The 17,033-nt window shown below is 36.1% G+C and carries 15 protein-coding genes; 9 read left to right on the top strand and 6 right to left on the bottom strand.

Annotated features, from left to right (window positions below):
• The first annotated feature begins 16 nt into the window (after positions 1-16).
• The 9 genes from AWW83_RS02720 to AWW83_RS02760 all read left to right on the top strand — a co-directional run bounded on the left by AWW83_RS02720 (position 17) and on the right by AWW83_RS02760 (position 7,562).
• The gene (locus AWW83_RS02720) at positions 17-1,165 is read left to right on the top strand and encodes a DNA recombination protein RmuC (RefSeq protein WP_092348091.1); all 1,149 of its coding nucleotides are present in this window, start codon (positions 17-19) and stop codon (positions 1,163-1,165) included.
• A gap of 77 nt (positions 1,166-1,242) precedes the next feature.
• Positions 1,243-1,848, top strand: coding sequence for a CDP-diacylglycerol--glycerol-3-phosphate 3-phosphatidyltransferase (gene pgsA / locus AWW83_RS02725; RefSeq protein ID WP_092348094.1), 606 nt, complete (start codon positions 1,243-1,245; stop codon positions 1,846-1,848).
• Positions 1,811-2,296 (top strand): phosphatidylglycerophosphatase A family protein, encoded by a 486-nt coding sequence (locus AWW83_RS02730; RefSeq protein WP_092348097.1) that lies wholly within the window; start codon positions 1,811-1,813, stop codon positions 2,294-2,296. Before pgsA ends, AWW83_RS02730 begins: the two co-directional genes overlap by 38 nt.
• Positions 2,297-2,312: 16 nt before the next feature.
• A complete protein-coding gene (locus AWW83_RS02735) occupies positions 2,313-3,563 on the top strand; it encodes a competence/damage-inducible protein A (protein WP_092348100.1) in 1,251 nt (416 codons plus the stop codon).
• Positions 3,560-4,120 carry an RNA 2',3'-cyclic phosphodiesterase gene (gene thpR, locus AWW83_RS02740; protein WP_092348103.1) on the top strand — a complete coding sequence of 187 codons (561 nt, stop codon included), beginning with the start codon at positions 3,560-3,562 and terminating at the stop codon, positions 4,118-4,120. The genes AWW83_RS02735 and thpR overlap by 4 nt, the downstream gene beginning before the upstream one ends.
• 16 nt (positions 4,121-4,136) lie before the next feature.
• Entirely contained in the window at positions 4,137-5,219 is a 1,083-nt protein-coding gene (gene recA / locus AWW83_RS02745) for a recombinase RecA (RefSeq protein ID WP_092348105.1), read from the top strand.
• 184 nt (positions 5,220-5,403) lie between these two features.
• The gene (locus tag AWW83_RS09855; RefSeq protein WP_268761447.1) at positions 5,404-5,886 is read left to right on the top strand and encodes a regulatory protein RecX; all 483 of its coding nucleotides are present in this window, start codon (positions 5,404-5,406) and stop codon (positions 5,884-5,886) included.
• A gap of 19 nt (positions 5,887-5,905) precedes the next feature.
• Positions 5,906-6,973 carry an AI-2E family transporter gene (locus tag AWW83_RS02755; RefSeq protein WP_092348109.1) on the top strand — a complete coding sequence of 356 codons (1,068 nt, stop codon included), beginning with the start codon at positions 5,906-5,908 and terminating at the stop codon, positions 6,971-6,973.
• On the top strand, positions 6,951-7,562 hold the full coding sequence (locus AWW83_RS02760; RefSeq protein WP_092348111.1) for a helix-turn-helix domain-containing protein: 612 nt from the start codon (positions 6,951-6,953) through the stop codon (positions 7,560-7,562). Before AWW83_RS02755 ends, AWW83_RS02760 begins: the two co-directional genes overlap by 23 nt.
• Here AWW83_RS02760 and AWW83_RS02765 read toward each other — a convergent pair whose 3' ends face one another.
• The 6 genes from AWW83_RS02765 to AWW83_RS02790 all read right to left on the bottom strand — a co-directional run.
• Positions 7,563-8,912 carry a M28 family peptidase gene (locus AWW83_RS02765; RefSeq protein WP_092348136.1) on the bottom strand — a complete coding sequence of 450 codons (1,350 nt, stop codon included), beginning with the start codon at positions 8,910-8,912 and terminating at the stop codon, positions 7,563-7,565.
• A gap of 55 nt (positions 8,913-8,967) precedes the next feature.
• Positions 8,968-9,435 (bottom strand): hypothetical protein, encoded by a 468-nt coding sequence (locus tag AWW83_RS02770; RefSeq protein WP_143713867.1) that lies wholly within the window; start codon positions 9,433-9,435, stop codon positions 8,968-8,970.
• A gap of 30 nt (positions 9,436-9,465) precedes the next feature.
• Positions 9,466-10,674, bottom strand: coding sequence for a DNA-methyltransferase (locus AWW83_RS02775; RefSeq protein WP_092348115.1), 1,209 nt, complete (start codon positions 10,672-10,674; stop codon positions 9,466-9,468).
• Entirely contained in the window at positions 10,662-11,369 is a 708-nt protein-coding gene (locus tag AWW83_RS02780) for a hypothetical protein (protein WP_092348117.1), read from the bottom strand. The genes AWW83_RS02775 and AWW83_RS02780 overlap by 13 nt, the downstream gene beginning before the upstream one ends.
• A 16-nt stretch (positions 11,370-11,385) precedes the next feature.
• A complete protein-coding gene (locus AWW83_RS02785) occupies positions 11,386-14,520 on the bottom strand; it encodes a peptidase MA family metallohydrolase (RefSeq protein WP_092348118.1) in 3,135 nt (1,044 codons plus the stop codon).
• Positions 14,521-14,678: 158 nt separating this feature from the next.
• Positions 14,679-17,033 (bottom strand): TIM-barrel domain-containing protein (locus tag AWW83_RS02790; protein ID WP_092348119.1); only part of this gene is annotated, 2,355 nt, incomplete at its 5' end.

Consider the following 17,033-nt stretch of genomic DNA (forward strand, 5'->3'; position numbering starts at 1 on the left):
ATTTTGGAGGTTGAAAATGAGCGAAGCAATTTTGATTCTGGCAATTGTGTTTATGTTGATGATTTCTATCGTTTTAATTTTAACTTTGCGAAACAATCAAAAATTTCAAGAAGTGTGGAAGGGAGAGGTTTCAAACCTACGACTTGAATTTATGCAACAACTTCAGGGAACTGTGCAAAATATAAATTCACAGATTCAAAATGTGACAAATCAAGTAAATGCGACGACAATACAACTAAATCAAAAACTTGACAACAGCATTTCATATCTCTCAACGCATGTAAATCAAGCGGTGTCCCAAATGATAGGCGCTGTTATGAGCAATCTTCAAAATGTAACGGAGCAAGTTGGTCAATCCACAGGTCTTGTAAATCAACGACTTGACAACGCTGCGAAAATTATTTCTGAACTTCAAAAACGAATTGGAGAATTAAGTGAAAAATCTGAATCAATCAAAACAATAGGTCAAAGCATAGCACGACTTGAAGACCTTTTCAAAGCCCAGCAATTTAGAGGTGGTTTTGGAGAAATTATGCTTGAAAAAATGATTCAAGACATCCTACCAAAAGAGTATTATCAGTTTCAATATCAGTTCAAAAACGGGAAAAGAGTTGATGCGATTGTGAAAATGAACGATAGAATTCTCCCGATCGATTCAAAATTTCCACTTGACAATTATAAAAAGATGATTGAAGCAAAAGACGAAAACGAGCGAAAAAAGATGAAAGCGGAATTTGTAAAAGATGTCAAAAAAAGAACAGATGAAATTGCACAATCATACATCCAACCAGATGAGAACACATTTGACTTTGCGATGATGTATATTCCATCCGAGGCAATATATTACGAAATTATAACAGATGACGAATCTATGGACTATATGCTTAAAAAGAGAGTTGTGCCAGTGTCACCAAGCGTTTTATATGCGCAGTTGACCGTTTTCGGTATAGGTTTCAAAACAATTCAATTTGAGAAAAATATAAGGCAAATCATTGATTCTTTGTCAAAACTTGTCTCTGAATTTGATGGAATAAGCCGTGAATTTGACACGCTTGGAAAACACATTAATAATGCCCAGACAAAATATGCTGAAATTGACAAAAAACTGTCGCAGTTTGGAAGTTCCTTCAGACAACTGGCTGGTCAAGGTTCAATTCCCGATTGAAAATAAATTTGATTAAATCAATCAATTGTATTAACTTAATTCAGGTTCAGGCGTTAATAAAGCGTCAAAAATTTAAAATGACTTTGCCAAATCAACTCACAATTTTGAGGATAATTCTCACCCCTGTTTTTGTTCTTCTCTTTCTGTCGGAAGATGTTTTTCTCAAACAATTGTCTTTGTTTGTTTATGTGATCGCAGCTTTAACTGATTGGTATGATGGATGGATAGCCCGAAAGTTTGGCTATATGACAAGGTGGGGAAGATTTCTTGATCCGCTTGCAGATAAAATTTTAACCTCTTCCGCCTTTATATCTTTCGCATCCCTTGGGCTTGTTCAAACATGGATGGTGGTTATAATTGTCGTCCGTGATATAGTTATAACTCTTTTAAGATCATACGCAGAATTTAAAGATAAACCCGTCATAACGACGAAAGGAGCAAAGGTTAAAACGTTCATTCAAATGAGCTTCATTTACTATCTTCTCGTTGGGTATGTAGTCAATGTTAGTTTTGAAAAAATTAATCTTGAGCTTTCGCTTCTTCACCCGAACTTGATCCATTGGTTGATGTTTGGTGTGACGATTTTGACTCTCTGGACGGGAATATCTTATCTTTATGACAACTGGAAAATAATCAAAAGTTTTTATGTTGCAGCTGGAAAAAGAGCATCAGAGTCAATATAAAATCTCCATTCTTTCAAAGTTAATTGCGACAGGATTTTTTTCGGGATATGCACCTGTTGCGCCGGGGACAGCAGGAAGTTTAATCGCTGTTTTGATCTATTGGTTTTTCATAAATTCAAATTTTCAGCTTCTCATTCTCTCCGCTGCATTTTTTGCTCTCGGAGTTATAACTTCTGCAGAATTTGAGAGAAGAGACGGACATGATCCTTCAATCGTTGTCGTTGATGAAATTGTTGGGATGTGGATTTCTCTTCTTTTCGTTCAAAAAAGAATTGGGATTGTTTTGTTCTCATTTCTCGTTTTCAGAATTATGGATGTGATAAAGCCACCGCCGGCGAGAAAATTTGACAGGATGAGCGGAGGCATTGGAATAATGATGGACGATGTCATAGCAGGTGTTTATGCAAATGTTTTAACACAAATTTTTTACCACATTTTTCTGAAATAAAAATTCAACCTGAAAAATGAAAGCGGAGATAATAACAATCGGAGATGAACTTCTCATAGGTCAGGTCATAAACACAAACGCAAGCTACATTGGGAAAAAACTTTCTGAAACTGGAATAAGCGTTGCAAGGATCGTCTCGGTTGGGGATTCAGAAAAAGACATAATTGATGAACTAAAATATGCATTTGAAAATTTTGATGTAGTTATCTTAACAGGTGGGCTTGGTCCAACGCATGATGATGTCACAAAAAGTGCAATTTGTAAGTTCTTCAACACAGGACTTGTTTTAAATGAAGATGTTTTAAATCAGGTGAAGGAATTTTTAGCAAAGCGTGGGAGAACGGAATTAAACGAAGCAAATAAATCTCAGGCGCTTGTGCCTGAAAAAGCAAAAATCATAATGAACTACTGGGGAACTGCGCCAGGATTTTTATTTGAAGAGAATGGAAAAATCGTAATCGTAATGCCCGGGGTTCCCAAAGAAATGATGGGAATGATGGAAAATTTTGTCATAAATTATCTCTCCAAAAAATCAACTGGCTCGGTGATAAAACAAAAAGTTTTGAAGACAACCGGAATCCCTGAAGCTTATCTTTATGAAAGATTGAAAGATACTGTTGAAGAGATTGAAAAGTTTTGCAAAATTGCTTTTCTTCCGTCTGCGCTTGGTGTCAAAATCAGGATAACTGTCAAAGCTGAAACAAAAGAAAAGGCAGACGCACTTGTTGAAGAAGCGGAGAAAAAAATCAGAGAAAAAGTTGAAAAATATATCTACGGCGTTGACGACGAGGAACTTGAAATGGTAATTGGGGAATTGCTCGTTGAAAAAGGTTTAAAAATAGCTGTTGCGGAATCATGCACGGGTGGATTAATTGCAGATAGAATCACAAATGTCCCCGGAAGTTCAAAATACTTTGAGCGTGGAATTGTTGCTTACAGCAATGAGGCAAAAATTCAAATTCTTGGAGTCTCAGAAGAACTTATAAAAAATTATGGCGCTGTAAGTCGTGAAGTTGCGGAAGCAATGGCGGAAGGAGTAAGAAAAATTTCCGGAGCCGACATTGGAATATCAACAACGGGAATTGCTGGACCAACAGGCGCAACCCCGACAAAACCAGTTGGACTTGTATGGATAGGATATTCGGATAAAAATGAAACATTTGCAAAAGAATTTAGATTTGGAGATGATAGATTGGAGAACAAGCAGAGAGCGTCACAGATGGCGCTTGAAATTTTGAGAAGAAAACTTCTTGGCATTGAAATATGAAGATAAGAACATTCATCGCAGTTGATGTTCCAGAAAACATTAAGGAAAAAATTTTTGAAGTTGAAAAAGAACTTATTAAATCGGCAGGTGAAGGTGTTAAGTGGGAAAGCAAGGAAAAATTTCACATAACTTTGAAATTTCTCGGCGATGTAAATGAGGAAGCGATTGATTCAATATATGATGTTTTGAGTAAAAGTTTAACAGGGTTTGGAAAATTTTCAATCAATTACAAAGGTGTTGGCGTTTTCCCTGATTTGAAAAAACCTCGTGTCATCTGGGTTGGATGCGAAGACCCAAGTGGAAAACTTTTTGATTTGCAGAAAATTGTTGAAGATAAAATGAGCGAATTTGGATTTGAAAAAGAAGAAAAAGAATTTCATCCACACATTACGCTTGGAAGAGTTAAGAATCCGAAAAATCTTGGTGGCTTGATTAAGAAGATAGAAAGTATTAATTTTGAAGCAGGAGCTGGCGAGGTTGCGGAAATTTTAATAATGAAAAGCGACCTCAAACCAAGCGGTTCGGTTTATACGGTTTTAAGGAAAATCAAATTATAAAAAGGAGTGATCAAAAATGGCAGTTGACAAAAGCGAAAAACTCAAAATACTCCAAACGACGATACAGCAAATTGAGAAGGAATATGGCAAAGGTGCGATAATGCGCCTGGGCGAGGGTCCAATTGCAAAAGTTGAAGCAATCCCAACTGGCTCAATCTCACTTGATGCAGCCATTGGAATAGGTGGTGTCCCGAGAGGAAGAATAACAGAAATTTTTGGTCCTGAAGCATCTGGTAAGACAACTCTTTGCCTTCACATAATCGCAGAAGCTCAAAAAAGAGGCGGGCTTGCTGCTTTCATTGATGCTGAACACGCACTTGATTTAAATTACGCAAAACGTTTGGGAGTTGATGTGAGTAATCTTTTACTTTCACAACCAGAATTTGGAGAACAAGCGCTTGAAATAGTTGAAGCACTTGTAAGAAGTGGAGCGATTGATGTGGTTGTTATTGATTCGGTTGCTGCGCTTGTCCCGCGTGCAGAAGTTGAAGGAGAAATGGGAGATGCAACAATGGGAGCGCAAGCGCGTCTTATGTCCCAGGCGTTGCGAAAACTTGCTGCAGCAATAAACAAATCAAACACAAGCGTAATTTTTACAAATCAACTCCGCAGTAAAATTGGCGTCGTCTTTGGAAATCCAGAAACGACAACCGGCGGTTATGCTTTAAAATTTTATGCAGCGGTGCGACTTGATATAAGAAAAATTGATGTCATAAAAGAAGGGCAAGAAATCATCGGAAACAGAGTGAGAGTTAAAGTTGTGAAAAACAAAGTTGCTCCACCATTTAAAGAAGCGGAATTTGACATACTTTATAACGAAGGGATTTCAAAAATTAATGACATCGTTGACACCGCCGTCTCGCTTGGAATAATTCAAAAGAGTGCTTCTTGGTATTCATACAAAGACGAACGCATAGGTCAAGGAAGAGATGCTGTAAAGAAATACTTTATGGAGAATGAAGATACTCTCAAAGAGATAGAATATCTTGTTCGTGAAAAACTTGGACTCTTGCCTGAACAATTTGAACCAAAACCTGTTGAAACAGAAGAAAATACTGAAGAAACCACAGCGGAGACAAAATCCGGGAGAAAGAGATAATCTGAAATGACGCTTGTGATACATCTAAAAAGGAAAAAAACGCACGAAGGATTGGTATGTAATTTATCTAAACGATGGACGAGAAATTTTATCCTACATTGATTTCATTGTAAAGTTCAAAATAAAACCCGGGAAGAAACTTACCGAAGAACAAATTTCGGAGATAAAGTCAAATTCGGAATTAATTTACGCTAAAGAAACCGCATATAAATTTTTAAGTTACAAACCACGCACGCAGAAGGAAGTTGAAGAGAAACTCCGCCAGAAGGGATTTGCTCACGATGTGATCTCAAAAGCTGTTGAAGATATAAAACGATACGGCTTCATCAATGACCTTGAATATGCGCGAAATTTCGTCCTCAACAAATCAAAGTCAAAATCTCTCGGAAAAGTTGCACTTAAACAGGCGCTTCTCTTGAAAGGGATACCGCTTGAGACAATTGAACAGGTTATCGCAGAAAGAGAAAATCTGATTGATGAAACCGAGGTAGCTTTTGAACTTGCTCAAAAAAAATTGAAATTGTTAAAATCATCAAAGAAGAAAAAAAGAAGTGAAAGCGAATTAAAACGGAAAATTTACGAGTTCCTGACAAGACGTGGCTTCACTTGGGAGACAATAAATCATGTCATTGGGAAAATTTTTGATGATTCAGAACTTTACATTTAAAAATCAAACTTAACTTTTCATGAGTGGAAAAATTTGGCGTAATTTGTTCGTATTTATAGGAATTCCGACGATTACATTGTTTATTGTATGGATAGCTTCAATTGCAATCCATATTTCACTTATCGTAATCCTTGCAATTTTTTTAGCGGTTGCATTAAATCCATTGGTTATACATCTTGAAAGTATCGGCGTCAACAGAACCGCTTCAATACTAATTGTCTTCGCAAGTTTGATTTTAATTCTCATCTTGTCCATTGTGTTTTTAATCCCCAAATTTGTAAATCAATTCAAAACGCTTGCTGAACAACTTCAAAAGGTCCCGCTTGATGTGATAATCGCATCGGCAATTCAGAGCTTAAAAGATAAGATACCGCTTTTGAAAGGTCTTGACCTTGAACATAAAGTTCAGGAGCTTGTTGCTATATATTCAGTTAAAGCTGCTTCCGCTTTAACTTCTGCTATCACCACTGTATTTGAACTTTTGCTTGCGCCTTTCGTTGCATTTTTCATTTTGAAAGACGGTGAGAGATTTAAGAAAAAATTGATAAGAGCGATACCCAATAGATATTTTGAAATGGGTTTAAATGTTCTTGATAAAATTGAAGCACAGATAACTGGCTATATTCGTGGACTTGTGCTTGAAGCGACAGCTTTGGGAATAATGTCAGCAATCGGCTCTGCTATACTTGGGATAAATTTTGCGTTTGTCATCGGATTAATTGCTGGGCTTGCAAGTTTTGTCCCCTATCTTGGTGCTTTCGTCGGAGCTATCCCAGCACTGTTAATTTCAGTGGTTCAATTCGGCGACGGGAGGATGATCCTGCCTTTGATAATAATGTTCGTAATAGTTCATTTAATTGACGACCTTGTGGTTCAACCGCTTGTCTATTCTCACTCCGTAGGTATGCATCCAGTAGAAGTTGTTTTTGTTCTTTTGATATTTGGTGAATTGTTTGGATTGTTCGGAATGTTAATTGCAATCCCAGTTGAAGCAATAATAAAAGTTTCGGTAAAAGAAATTTACTGGGGATTAACTCACTACAAAATTACAATTGCAAAACGTGATGAAAGTTTTGGAACAACTTGAGTTTGACAATGAATTTTTGGCGCAACAATTAAAACTTTTAAGGCTATCAACGGATAAAACAATCAACGAAATCGCAGAAGCAACTGGTTATTCTCAATCTTACATTTCTTTGATTGAAAGCGGGAAAAGAAACTTAAATTATAAAAATTTACGACGCATTCTCCTTTACGGCTTTGGCGAAACGATTTCAAGCTTTTTCACAAAAATTCTTGAAGAAGACACAAATCAAACATATGAAACGAAACTTTACAAAACTCCGTTAAAACTTTACAGCGAAGATAAAAACATCATCGTTGAAATTCTCATCGCGGCAGATATCGCACGAGAAATTGAACTTGTCAAAATAAGCCTTTCGCCCGGCTCAACATTTGAAGAGGATTTTAGGACAGATTTCAGAGTTTATGGAACTCTTCTAAATGGAACAGCCATAATTCAAAATTCGGGGCAAAATTTGAAAATTTCAACTCGTGAAAGTTTCGTTCTTAAAGCGAAAGTAAATCCAGCACTTGAACAGGTTGATTTCAAAATTATAAACTCATCCGAAAATCAAACCGAGCTACTTTTAATTTTCACTCCACCTGTTTTCTAATCATCTTGAAGGCATCGGAACAACAACCAAACTCTCATTCCCATCTATATCAACAGATTGAATCCCGAATATAAAATTATCCTTTGAAACATTTTTTAGTGTAAACTCATTCACTCTGCCGACAAAAATTTTCTTCTGCCAGAACGGTGAGGTCGTCTCACGAATCAAAATGTTATAGCCAGCTAAATCGTTTTCATTGCTTAAATCCCATCTCAAAGTTGTATCATATTCAAGTTCGCTTACCTTAATCACAGGATTTTGCGGTGGCATTGGAGCATTTGCAAGATGATAAAGAGCAACCGCATTTAAACGAACAACATTTGCGCAATATTCAAAATCAACAAATTCTGGAAGATCTCCGTATTTTATACCTTTTTCAGTTCTGACATTTTGATGCTGTCTTGAATAATTTTCGTTCATCTCACTTATTCTCACAGCGGGAAATCCTTGCTCATTGAATGGTGTATGATCTCCACCGCGCAAAAATCTATCCCGTCTAAAAATCAAATTCACTTTAAAATTATCAAAATATCTTTCGGCTACATCTTTCAAATATCTTGCAAGTTGTCTTGACGGAGAATCATTTTCAAGCCCGATATTTGAAATTAAACGAAGTAAATTTTCATCTCTTGAAAGTGGCAATCCCTCTGAAAAAACTCTCACCTGAGTGTTATCAATAATTCCATTACCGCCCTCTGTGTTGCCAATTATATCGTTATTTAAAACGCCGAGAACAACGATATTTGAATCTTTAAGTTTTTTCGCAAAATGTCTGCTACCAAGCAATCCCTGTTCTTCGCCTGCAAAAAGCACAAACATAATTGTAAAGTCAAACTCATACTTACTCATAACTCTTGCAAGCTCAAGCACCCCTGCTGTTCCGCTTCCATCATCATTTGCTCCTGGTGCGAAACTTGTTGAATCAAGCGCATCCCCAGCTCTTGAATCATAATGTGCGCTCACAATGTAAATTTTATCTTTATAAATTTTTCCCGGAAGCGTTGCGATGACATTTACCATCTTCGTCGGTTTTGGCACCCTTGGACCAGTTGGCGCAATGAATTCATCATATTCAACCTTCATTCTTCCACCGCTTTGCCTGCTGTATCTTTCAAGTTCAGATTTAAGCCATCTTCTTGCAGCACCAATCCCACGCGTCGGACTGAGCGTATCGGAAAGCGAATGTCTTGTGTAAAAGCTCACAAGCTTCTCAATGTTTCTCTTGATGCTGTCTGCGGAGATTTCATTAATTATTCTAACAACATTGGGGTCCCTTTTAATGGATGGCTGAGAGAATAGGGAGAATATTGGAATGAGCAAAATTAAACATTTGTAAAGCTTCGCTTTCATAATTTTTCCTTTTTTAACCAACTTGAAAAATTTCCGTCAAAAAATCAAGTTTTAATCACTTCACCCCAAGTTTTTCTTTTATTAATCGGCTTTCCTGACTTGCTCTCTTAAGTTCATTGTAAATTGCGATTGAGAACTCACGGACTCTGTCAGGTTTTGGATTTGGTTTGTTAAGTTCGTCAATCAAGTTTTTGTAATGCAATTCGGCTCTTTTGCAGTAATCATCAAGATAGGCAATGTTTCCCTTCACAAGTTCAAGTTGGTTTTTGTCAAGCGATTTTTTTAGTTGTGAATAAGTTTGCTTCACATCAGAAAGACATTCGCCAATTTTTTCAGCGTATTTTTTCGCAACTTCGGGTATAACTGCTTTTTCCCTTTCAACTTCGGCTTTTAAAGCGCCAGCATAACCCCTCACATTGCGACAGCAATTTTCAAATTCGTCAAACTGTGACTTCAACGATTGAGAAAAAACGATGGTAGGAATTAAAAGAAGCATTAAAATGTGCTTTTTTAGGTGCTTCATACTCCTTCACCTCCGGATTTGTATTTTAGTTTAGTCCAATTCCGAAAATAAACTTAATATCCCTTGCTCTTTGAGCTTTTTAGATTTACCTTTTTTATCTCCCAGCCTTTGCACTGCTTTTTTGCAGTATTCTTCCGATATATCAATTCCTATAAATCTTCTTCCCAATTCTTTTGCAACCTTAGTTGTAGTTCCAACCCCGTTGAATGGGTCTAAAACAATATCCCCTTTAAAAGAAAAAAGTTTTATAACCCTTCTTGCCAATTCCTCAGGGAACATCGCTGGATGCCCCCACTTCTTCATATTTCGCTCTGGTGCAATATCCCATCTTGCGTATACCCACTTTTTAAATTCATCAGCAGTTAAATCCGTTTCATTTGTCTCACCTTTATGTGTTAAACTCCCCTTTGAAAAAATCTCAAGAAATTCCCAAGTATATTTTAAATATGGATTTGATGGACTTTTCCAACTACCCCAAGCGGTGTATTTACAGTTGTAGTTATGTTTTTCCCAAATAATTTCACCTTTCCAGATTAGTTTTCTATTCATAAAGAAGTTAGAAATTATATGATGAAGCGGTATATAGTCGGAGAAAAGTGGCTGGACATTGACAACTATTCGCCCGCCAAATTTTAAAACTCGTATACATTCATCAAAAATTGCAAATAATTTGTTTAAATACTTATCCCAGCTTTCCGCATCTTTATGATTTTCATATTCAAGTCCGAAGTTGTAAGGTGGTGATGTAAAGATTAAATCAACGCAGTTATCAGGGAACTTTTTTAAAACATCTTCACTATCCCCACAAATAATTTTATTCTCAAATTCAGATGGCAATGCGTTATTTTTATCATAAAATCCATGTGAAAGTGCATAAAAATATTTTCCCCTTTCTTCTTCCTTTTCCTTTCTTAATTTTACTTTTCGTTCTTTATCGTAATCCACATAGACCCGCTTGCCATTTTTAATGCCATAACTTTTTATTGAGTGAATCCGTCGCAAAATTTCGTCTATAACTTCCTTTATGCTCGTGAAATCTCGGGCTTTCCCTTCAAACTCTTTTAAATCTATTTGTCTGAGAAAAACAATTATTTTACCCTGTTCAATTGTGAAGAAAATATCTTCTTTAGGGAAAAAAGCAAAGAACTTGTTAAGTTCCGATATTTGTCCTTTTTCAGGTGAAGCACCAATCTCAAAAAATTTGTATTTGAAACCATTGACATCAGTTACTTTTGCCATGGCTTTAAAGCTTCGCTTATTTTTGTAATAGCGTTCAACAAAGCCTTCTTCGTTAAGGGTTTAAAAAATTTTGGCTTATGTATCGGTTTATCAACCTTTCTTTCTCCTTTAAGTAAAGTAACTATCTCAATGTCAATATCAAAATAAGAAAGCAGTGTATGTGTTTGAGGGCTACCATAAGTTTTACTACCTAATTTTGAAAAATCACCACCAAGCTGACTTTCAAGCTGAAGCAGAAAGAATTTCGCTGTCGGAAAAATCGTTTTTAACAAAGTAAAATCAACCAAAATTCTTTTAAACATTGCATTTTCAGTATATGATTTACATTCAAAAAACATAACAATCACACCATCAATTGCAACTGAAATATCTGGTTTATACTCGTAATAAAATTTGTTTAAATTTTTTCTGATGTAATTTTTCAATTCTGGGTCTTCAATTCTATCTATATATTCAATTTTCATCGGAATTTTAAATTTTCTGCTTAAAAATTTTAACCTATCTGATTCTTGCTTTAGAACATCTTCCCACGCAATTCTAACAAGAGCTTTGCCTATACGTTCAACCAAACTTCCTTTCTCACTTCTGATAAGTCCTCCATAAGCTCTTAATTCTTCTTCTTGAGCTCTTGCTTCAACATTACCTACTATTTCATTATAGTAAGCGATAACTTCTTTAATTCTTTCTTGCTTCATTCCTTAAAAATCTTTATCAATAATCCGGTCCAAACGAGAAATAATAAACTGGCTTTGAAAATGAAGCCCAATTAAATCTCCACGCTATATCAAGTCGCAACAATAGACCAAAAAGATAAATTCTAAACCCGTATCCCATTCCAATAAGCAAATCCTTGGTCATACTTCCAGCGAATGGATCTGGTTGATAAAATGCTTTCCACGCTTTCCACGAATCCCAAGCAGAGCCAGCGTCAATGAACAAAACACCCATTATATTTCTGAAAGCAAGCGGTAAAGCTCCACCAATAAAATATCTTATCAACGGGAATCTAAATTCAAAGTTCGCAAGAGCAAATTTTGAACCATTTTGCTCATTATAAACATAACCACGCAATGGAACAATTGGACCGCTTATCGCTTCAAAGAAGAAAAAGTCAGCAGTGTTTTCAATCGGTATATAATCATTTTTTATAGCCCAGTTTATCCAAGCATCAACTCCACCGAGCATAAAACGCTGTTTATTCTGCCCAGTGCTTCCACCAGCGGTAAACCTCAAAGCCAAACTATAATCGCTCCAAAGCCGAATATATTTTCTATAATCAAAAATGCCTGTTAAGAACTGAATTCCGTTTGAACCAAGTTTCGGGCTTGCATATAAAGATAGATAATATCTTTCTCCATTTGACGGGAAAATATATCTCCAAAGTGAATTGTCGTGAACATATGTAAGAGATGGCATCAGGATAACAGAACGCTCGTTTATCTCGGGAAAATCAATATATTCACCGACGACATTGTAATAACCAAGCCCAAAATCAATTCTTCTGAACTTGTCAATTGGATAAGAACCCATCAAAGTTCCACCATACAATCTATATCTGTAATAAAGCGGGTAATACTGATCTCCAACGCCGAAGAACCTTGCAATGTGAAATGCTTCAAATCCCCAGTTAATTCTCTTTGGCAGATAAAAATAAGCAAACGCATAATCGCTATTTTTAAGATCAAAAACCAAACTCGTTATAAGATAAATTTGATGATTTCCGAGCATATCGCTAAACATCATAAATGCTTCACCGAGAACCCCATAAAATGTGCTATAACTTGCGTTTGTGTAAATCAAATCAGGTGTGAAATTAACTTTATATCTGTAAACTTTATAACGACCGTGTTCATCAATGTTGTCAGGTGGTTTCAATGAATCCAATCTTGACTTAATTGACATAGCCAAACTATCTTGTCTGAAAATGTCCGCAAAAATATAATTTCGCAGGTTAACTTTTATATCGCTTCCATAGGGCTGGATTGTGAGCGTGTCAGAAGAAGCGGTTGTTTTCTCCATTTCTTTTTTTGCCTTTGCAATTTCCTTCTCTTTCTCCCTCAAAAATTCTGTCACAAAAATGGTCGGCTCAAGTTCTTCCACATTTAACTTCCTCTCAAACGGCTGACGCATAAGGAAAATATCAAATCCACCATTATAAAAAGATGCAAAAGCAAGTTTTGAACCATCATAACTAATTGAAAGTTGATAAATTCCACTTACTGAATTCGTTATCGGTCTTTCAATGCCCGTTTCAAGGTTCTTCTCATAAATGTTGTTAATCCCGTTTCTATCCGAGATGAACAAAATTTTCTTCCCATCAGGTGAAACAACAGGAGATGTCTCATCCCAGTAATCCGTGTGCGTCAATCTTTGAATTTCCCGTGTCTCAATGTCAATTGAATAAATATCATACTGATTCGGATCGTAGTTATACATCTTGAAGTCCTGTGGGATCAAATCTTTTGAAGTGTAATTTTTTCTGTCAGATGAGAAATATATAAACTTACCATCGGGAGACCAAACGGGATCTGAGTCGCTGAAAATATCATCTGTTAAGTTCGTAAGTGTCTTATTTACAAGATCATAAACATAAATATCGGATTGACCATGTTTCAGTCCAACAAAAGCAAGTTTTGAACCATCCCTTGACCAATCAACGGAGAAAATCCCTTCAAGATCAAATGTGATTTTTTGCTGTTTTTCTGTTTTTACATCAATTATGAAAATTGCATCTTTATCGCCACTTTTGACCGCAAGAGCGATTTTATTTCCATCTGGCGACCATGTTAACCCTGGTGTTAAGAGATGAAGTTCTTCAAAATTTTTCGTTCTATTTCCCTTGACAATCTTTTTTATAATTTTCCCGTCAATTGCAGACATTATAAAGACATCAAAATAGTCGTCTCTGTCTGATATGAAAGCGATCTTATCTCCGTTTGGAGAAATCGCAGGGCTTGTGTTGTAGAAATTGTCTCTTTTTTTGTGATCTGTTAAACGCTTTGCAAAATCATCTGGTGCATCTCTCTTTGAAAAGTCAGCCCAGTAAAGTTTTTTCTGCTCTTTTACCCATCTTTCAGAAAGTTCTCTTAATGACATTCCAAGTGAACTTCTTATCCCAGCTTCAACGCTTCGCAATCCCCTTATTCTGTTTATGAGCTCGCCAATTTTTTCATCTCCATATTTTCTTGAAATATACCAGAAAACGGATTGACCGCCCCTGTATGCGAAATAACCATCAAGATAGTCTATCGGTGGCAGATAATCGCTTATCGTCGCATCACGCATAAACATATCCGAATTAACATCCCATCTCAAAGCGGAAAACTCTGGTAAACCTTCAACTATCCACATCGGAAGTTGAATCTGTATGTTATTTATCAATGCGGATTGCAACGAACCACCGTAAAACATATCATTCATCACTGCGTGCACAAGCTCGTGATGTATCACATGGCGAAATTGCCTGTAAGAACCCTCAAACGGGACAACAACCCTATTTTTGAAAAGCTCGGTAACTCCACCAATACCTTCTTCAAGATATTCAGCAACGACATTCGTCTGCTGGAAATCGTTGTGAGAATTATAGACGACTATCGGTATGCGATTTAAAATCTCATACCTCAAAAGTTTGCTTATTTGAACATAAGCATCTTCTGCGACTTTCGCTGTGTATTCCGCAAGTTCATATCCCCCATCGGTAAAGTAAATATCAAAATGATCAGTCCTTATGAAATACCAAGTGAAATCTTTATATTGAACCTTATTCTTGCCAAAAGGACCTTGCTGTGCAAAAAGAGATGAAATCATAATCAAAGCAAAAAGAATTGAAATTGAAAAGCGTCTCATTTTAAAACGCCTCCTGAATTTATTTTTTCCTAAAAGATTAAATGCTTTTTTCAACGAATTTCGTTCCTGCTTCAATTTAGCACCAAACTTTGGAAAAATTCAAATTAGATTTCGTTAAACTTTAAATTTTGACGGATAAATTCATTTATGCGGTTTAATCATTTCAAAACAACCATTTTCTTTCTATCAAAAAAATTTCCAGCGGAAATGACATAAAAATAAACCCCGCTCTGGAGATCGTGTGAGTAAAATTTAAACCTGTGCTTTCCCAAAGGTAATTCTCCAAGTTCAAAACTTTTCACAAGACGACCGAGAAGATCATAAATCAAAATCTCAACGCTCAAATCTTGGGGTAATTCAAACTCAATGATAGTTTCAGGATTAAATGGATTGGGATAATTTTGATGCAGTTGGAAATTTAAATTGACTTCTGAATCATCTTTCATCCCGACAACTACATCAACGCCAAAAATTTTCACATCAATTTGAATTGAAATATCAAAACACAACTTGACATAGAGAATTTTTTCATCTTTTTTAAACCACACAGAATTTGGAGAACTCAAAAATTTCAAAGAATCGCTTAAAATTTCAAGCGTCAAGCCATTTACAGAAACTGAATCAAATTTATCAATGAGATTAAACTTCAAAAACCAGCATCTTTTATCAACTTGCCCTGCGAAGATACCTCTTGCTCCATCAATTGTAAAATTGATAAAGTTATTCGTTTTTTGACATTTCAATTTCGTAATTGAAAATTCGCCTCTTTTGTATCCATTCGTTTCGCCATCATCTTCGTAAAGTTCAAATTCAACATCGCCAGGATAAATTTCAATGTAAAGTGTGTCATCTGGGGTTTCATTCACAAATTTTTTAAATTTCGCCATCGGAATTATTGATGGAATGCGAATGAAGAGGGGAATTTGATCAAGCGGAGCGTTAACTTGAACCGTTTTTCCACCACTGTAAATCTCACCAGTCCAATAATTTATCCAAGAACAACCTAATGGTAAATAAACTTCTTTTTCTCTCTGTCCATTAATAAACACAGGAGCAACGAGCAGAAAATCTCCAAAGAGATATTCATAACTTATGTTATAAACTTGCGGATCGTTTGGAAATTCATATAAAACAGGTTTTATAAGCGTCTCACCATATTTCCATGTTTTATAAGCGTAGGTATAAATGTAAGGTATGAGGCGGTAGCGAAGTTCAATATATTTTCGGACAATTTTTTCAACATCTTCACCAAAAGCCCATGGTTCAAGCGGTTGATTGTGCCCGTGCGGTCTCATAACGGGACAAAAAGTTCCAAATTGAATCCAACGAATGTATAACTCCGAGGTCGTCGTTCCACCTGTAAAGCCACCGATGTCAGAATTATGATAAGGGATGCCTGACATCACCATTCCGATTAACATTGGAATTTGAACTTTTAAACCATTAAAACTTTTCCTCACATCGCCTGACCAAGTCACAACACCAAATCTTTGAATTCCTGCAAATCCAGAACGTGTTAAATTAAAAATTCGTTTGTTGGGAAAATCATTTCTATAACCATCATAAAGAGTTTTAGCCCAGAGAAAATTGTAAATGTTATGAACTTTTCTTGCGCTTCCAAGATGATGATTTAAAAAGTCGGGATGATTTTCTGGCTCTCCGAGGTCTGTCCAAAAGCCCGCAACGCCTTCATTCAAAAGATTTTTATATTTTTCCCACCACCAAACTTGCGCTTGCGGATTTGTCAAGTCAAGCAATGAAGATGGAGTTGCCCAAAAATTTTGAAAAATATAAGTTCTACCTGTAGAATCAAAAGCGAAAAATTTATTTTCATCCGCAAACGAAAAATTGAAAGACGAAACATTTATATACGGCTCGGAAATGACAATCGTCTTAACACCTTTGCTTTTAAAGTTTGATATCATTCCGATTGGATCACTCCAATTGTTTCTATCCCAGGTCATATTTCCCATATTCCCCCATCCGAACCAATAAAGGTCAAGTATTATCGCATCAAGAGGTATATTTTTTTGAGAGAATGTATTTACAATGTTTTCCGCCTCTGTTTGATTTCTATAACCAAATCTACTTTGCAAAAATCCAAAACTCCACTTTGGTGGAATCGGTGGAAATCCGGTAAGCCAGAGATATTTTTTCAATGTCTCTTTAATTGAGGAAGCATAGATGAAATAATAATTCATAACTCCATCCTCGCTCATATAATACCAAATGGATTGAACGCTAACACCGAAGTCAAAATATCCGGGAAATGTTATATCAAAATACAGAGCATAATTGTAATTTGATTGAACAAATGGAATGTTAACTTGCATCGTTTTCAAAGGTGAATCATATCCGACAATGTGTTGATTGTAGGTGCTAAAAGCATAACCTTTTCTGTCAATTTCAATTCCCTTTTGCCCAAGCCCGTAGAAATGTTCATCTGGTTGAATTTCAAAGAAAACATATTTTTCTCTGTTCCTAAATCCGAAACCACCAGTATTTCTCTCTTT

This window comes from Candidatus Chryseopegocella kryptomonas, assembly GCF_001536065.1.
Lineage (GTDB): Bacteria > Bacteroidota > Ignavibacteria > Kryptoniales > Kryptoniaceae > Kryptonium > Kryptonium kryptomonas.

Coding starts and splice junctions, on each gene's coding strand:
- AWW83_RS02730 (WP_092348097.1), top strand. CDS start 1,811: ATGTTGCAGCTGGAAAAAGAGCATCAGAGTCAATATAAAATCTCCATT.
- AWW83_RS02765 (WP_092348136.1), bottom strand. CDS start 8,912: ATGAAAGCGAAGCTTTACAAATGTTTAATTTTGCTCATTCCAATATTC.
- pgsA (WP_092348094.1), top strand. CDS start 1,243: ATGACTTTGCCAAATCAACTCACAATTTTGAGGATAATTCTCACCCCT.
- AWW83_RS02785 (WP_092348118.1), bottom strand. CDS start 14,520: ATGAGACGCTTTTCAATTTCAATTCTTTTTGCTTTGATTATGATTTCA.
- recA (WP_092348105.1), top strand. CDS start 4,137: ATGGCAGTTGACAAAAGCGAAAAACTCAAAATACTCCAAACGACGATA.
- AWW83_RS02780 (WP_092348117.1), bottom strand. CDS start 11,369: ATGAAGCAAGAAAGAATTAAAGAAGTTATCGCTTACTATAATGAAATA.
- AWW83_RS02735 (WP_092348100.1), top strand. CDS start 2,313: ATGAAAGCGGAGATAATAACAATCGGAGATGAACTTCTCATAGGTCAG.
- thpR (WP_092348103.1), top strand. CDS start 3,560: ATGAAGATAAGAACATTCATCGCAGTTGATGTTCCAGAAAACATTAAG.
- AWW83_RS02720 (WP_092348091.1), top strand. CDS start 17: ATGAGCGAAGCAATTTTGATTCTGGCAATTGTGTTTATGTTGATGATT.
- AWW83_RS02755 (WP_092348109.1), top strand. CDS start 5,906: ATGAGTGGAAAAATTTGGCGTAATTTGTTCGTATTTATAGGAATTCCG.
- AWW83_RS02760 (WP_092348111.1), top strand. CDS start 6,951: ATGAAAGTTTTGGAACAACTTGAGTTTGACAATGAATTTTTGGCGCAA.
- AWW83_RS02770 (WP_143713867.1), bottom strand. CDS start 9,435: ATGAAGCACCTAAAAAAGCACATTTTAATGCTTCTTTTAATTCCTACC.
- AWW83_RS02775 (WP_092348115.1), bottom strand. CDS start 10,674: ATGGCAAAAGTAACTGATGTCAATGGTTTCAAATACAAATTTTTTGAG.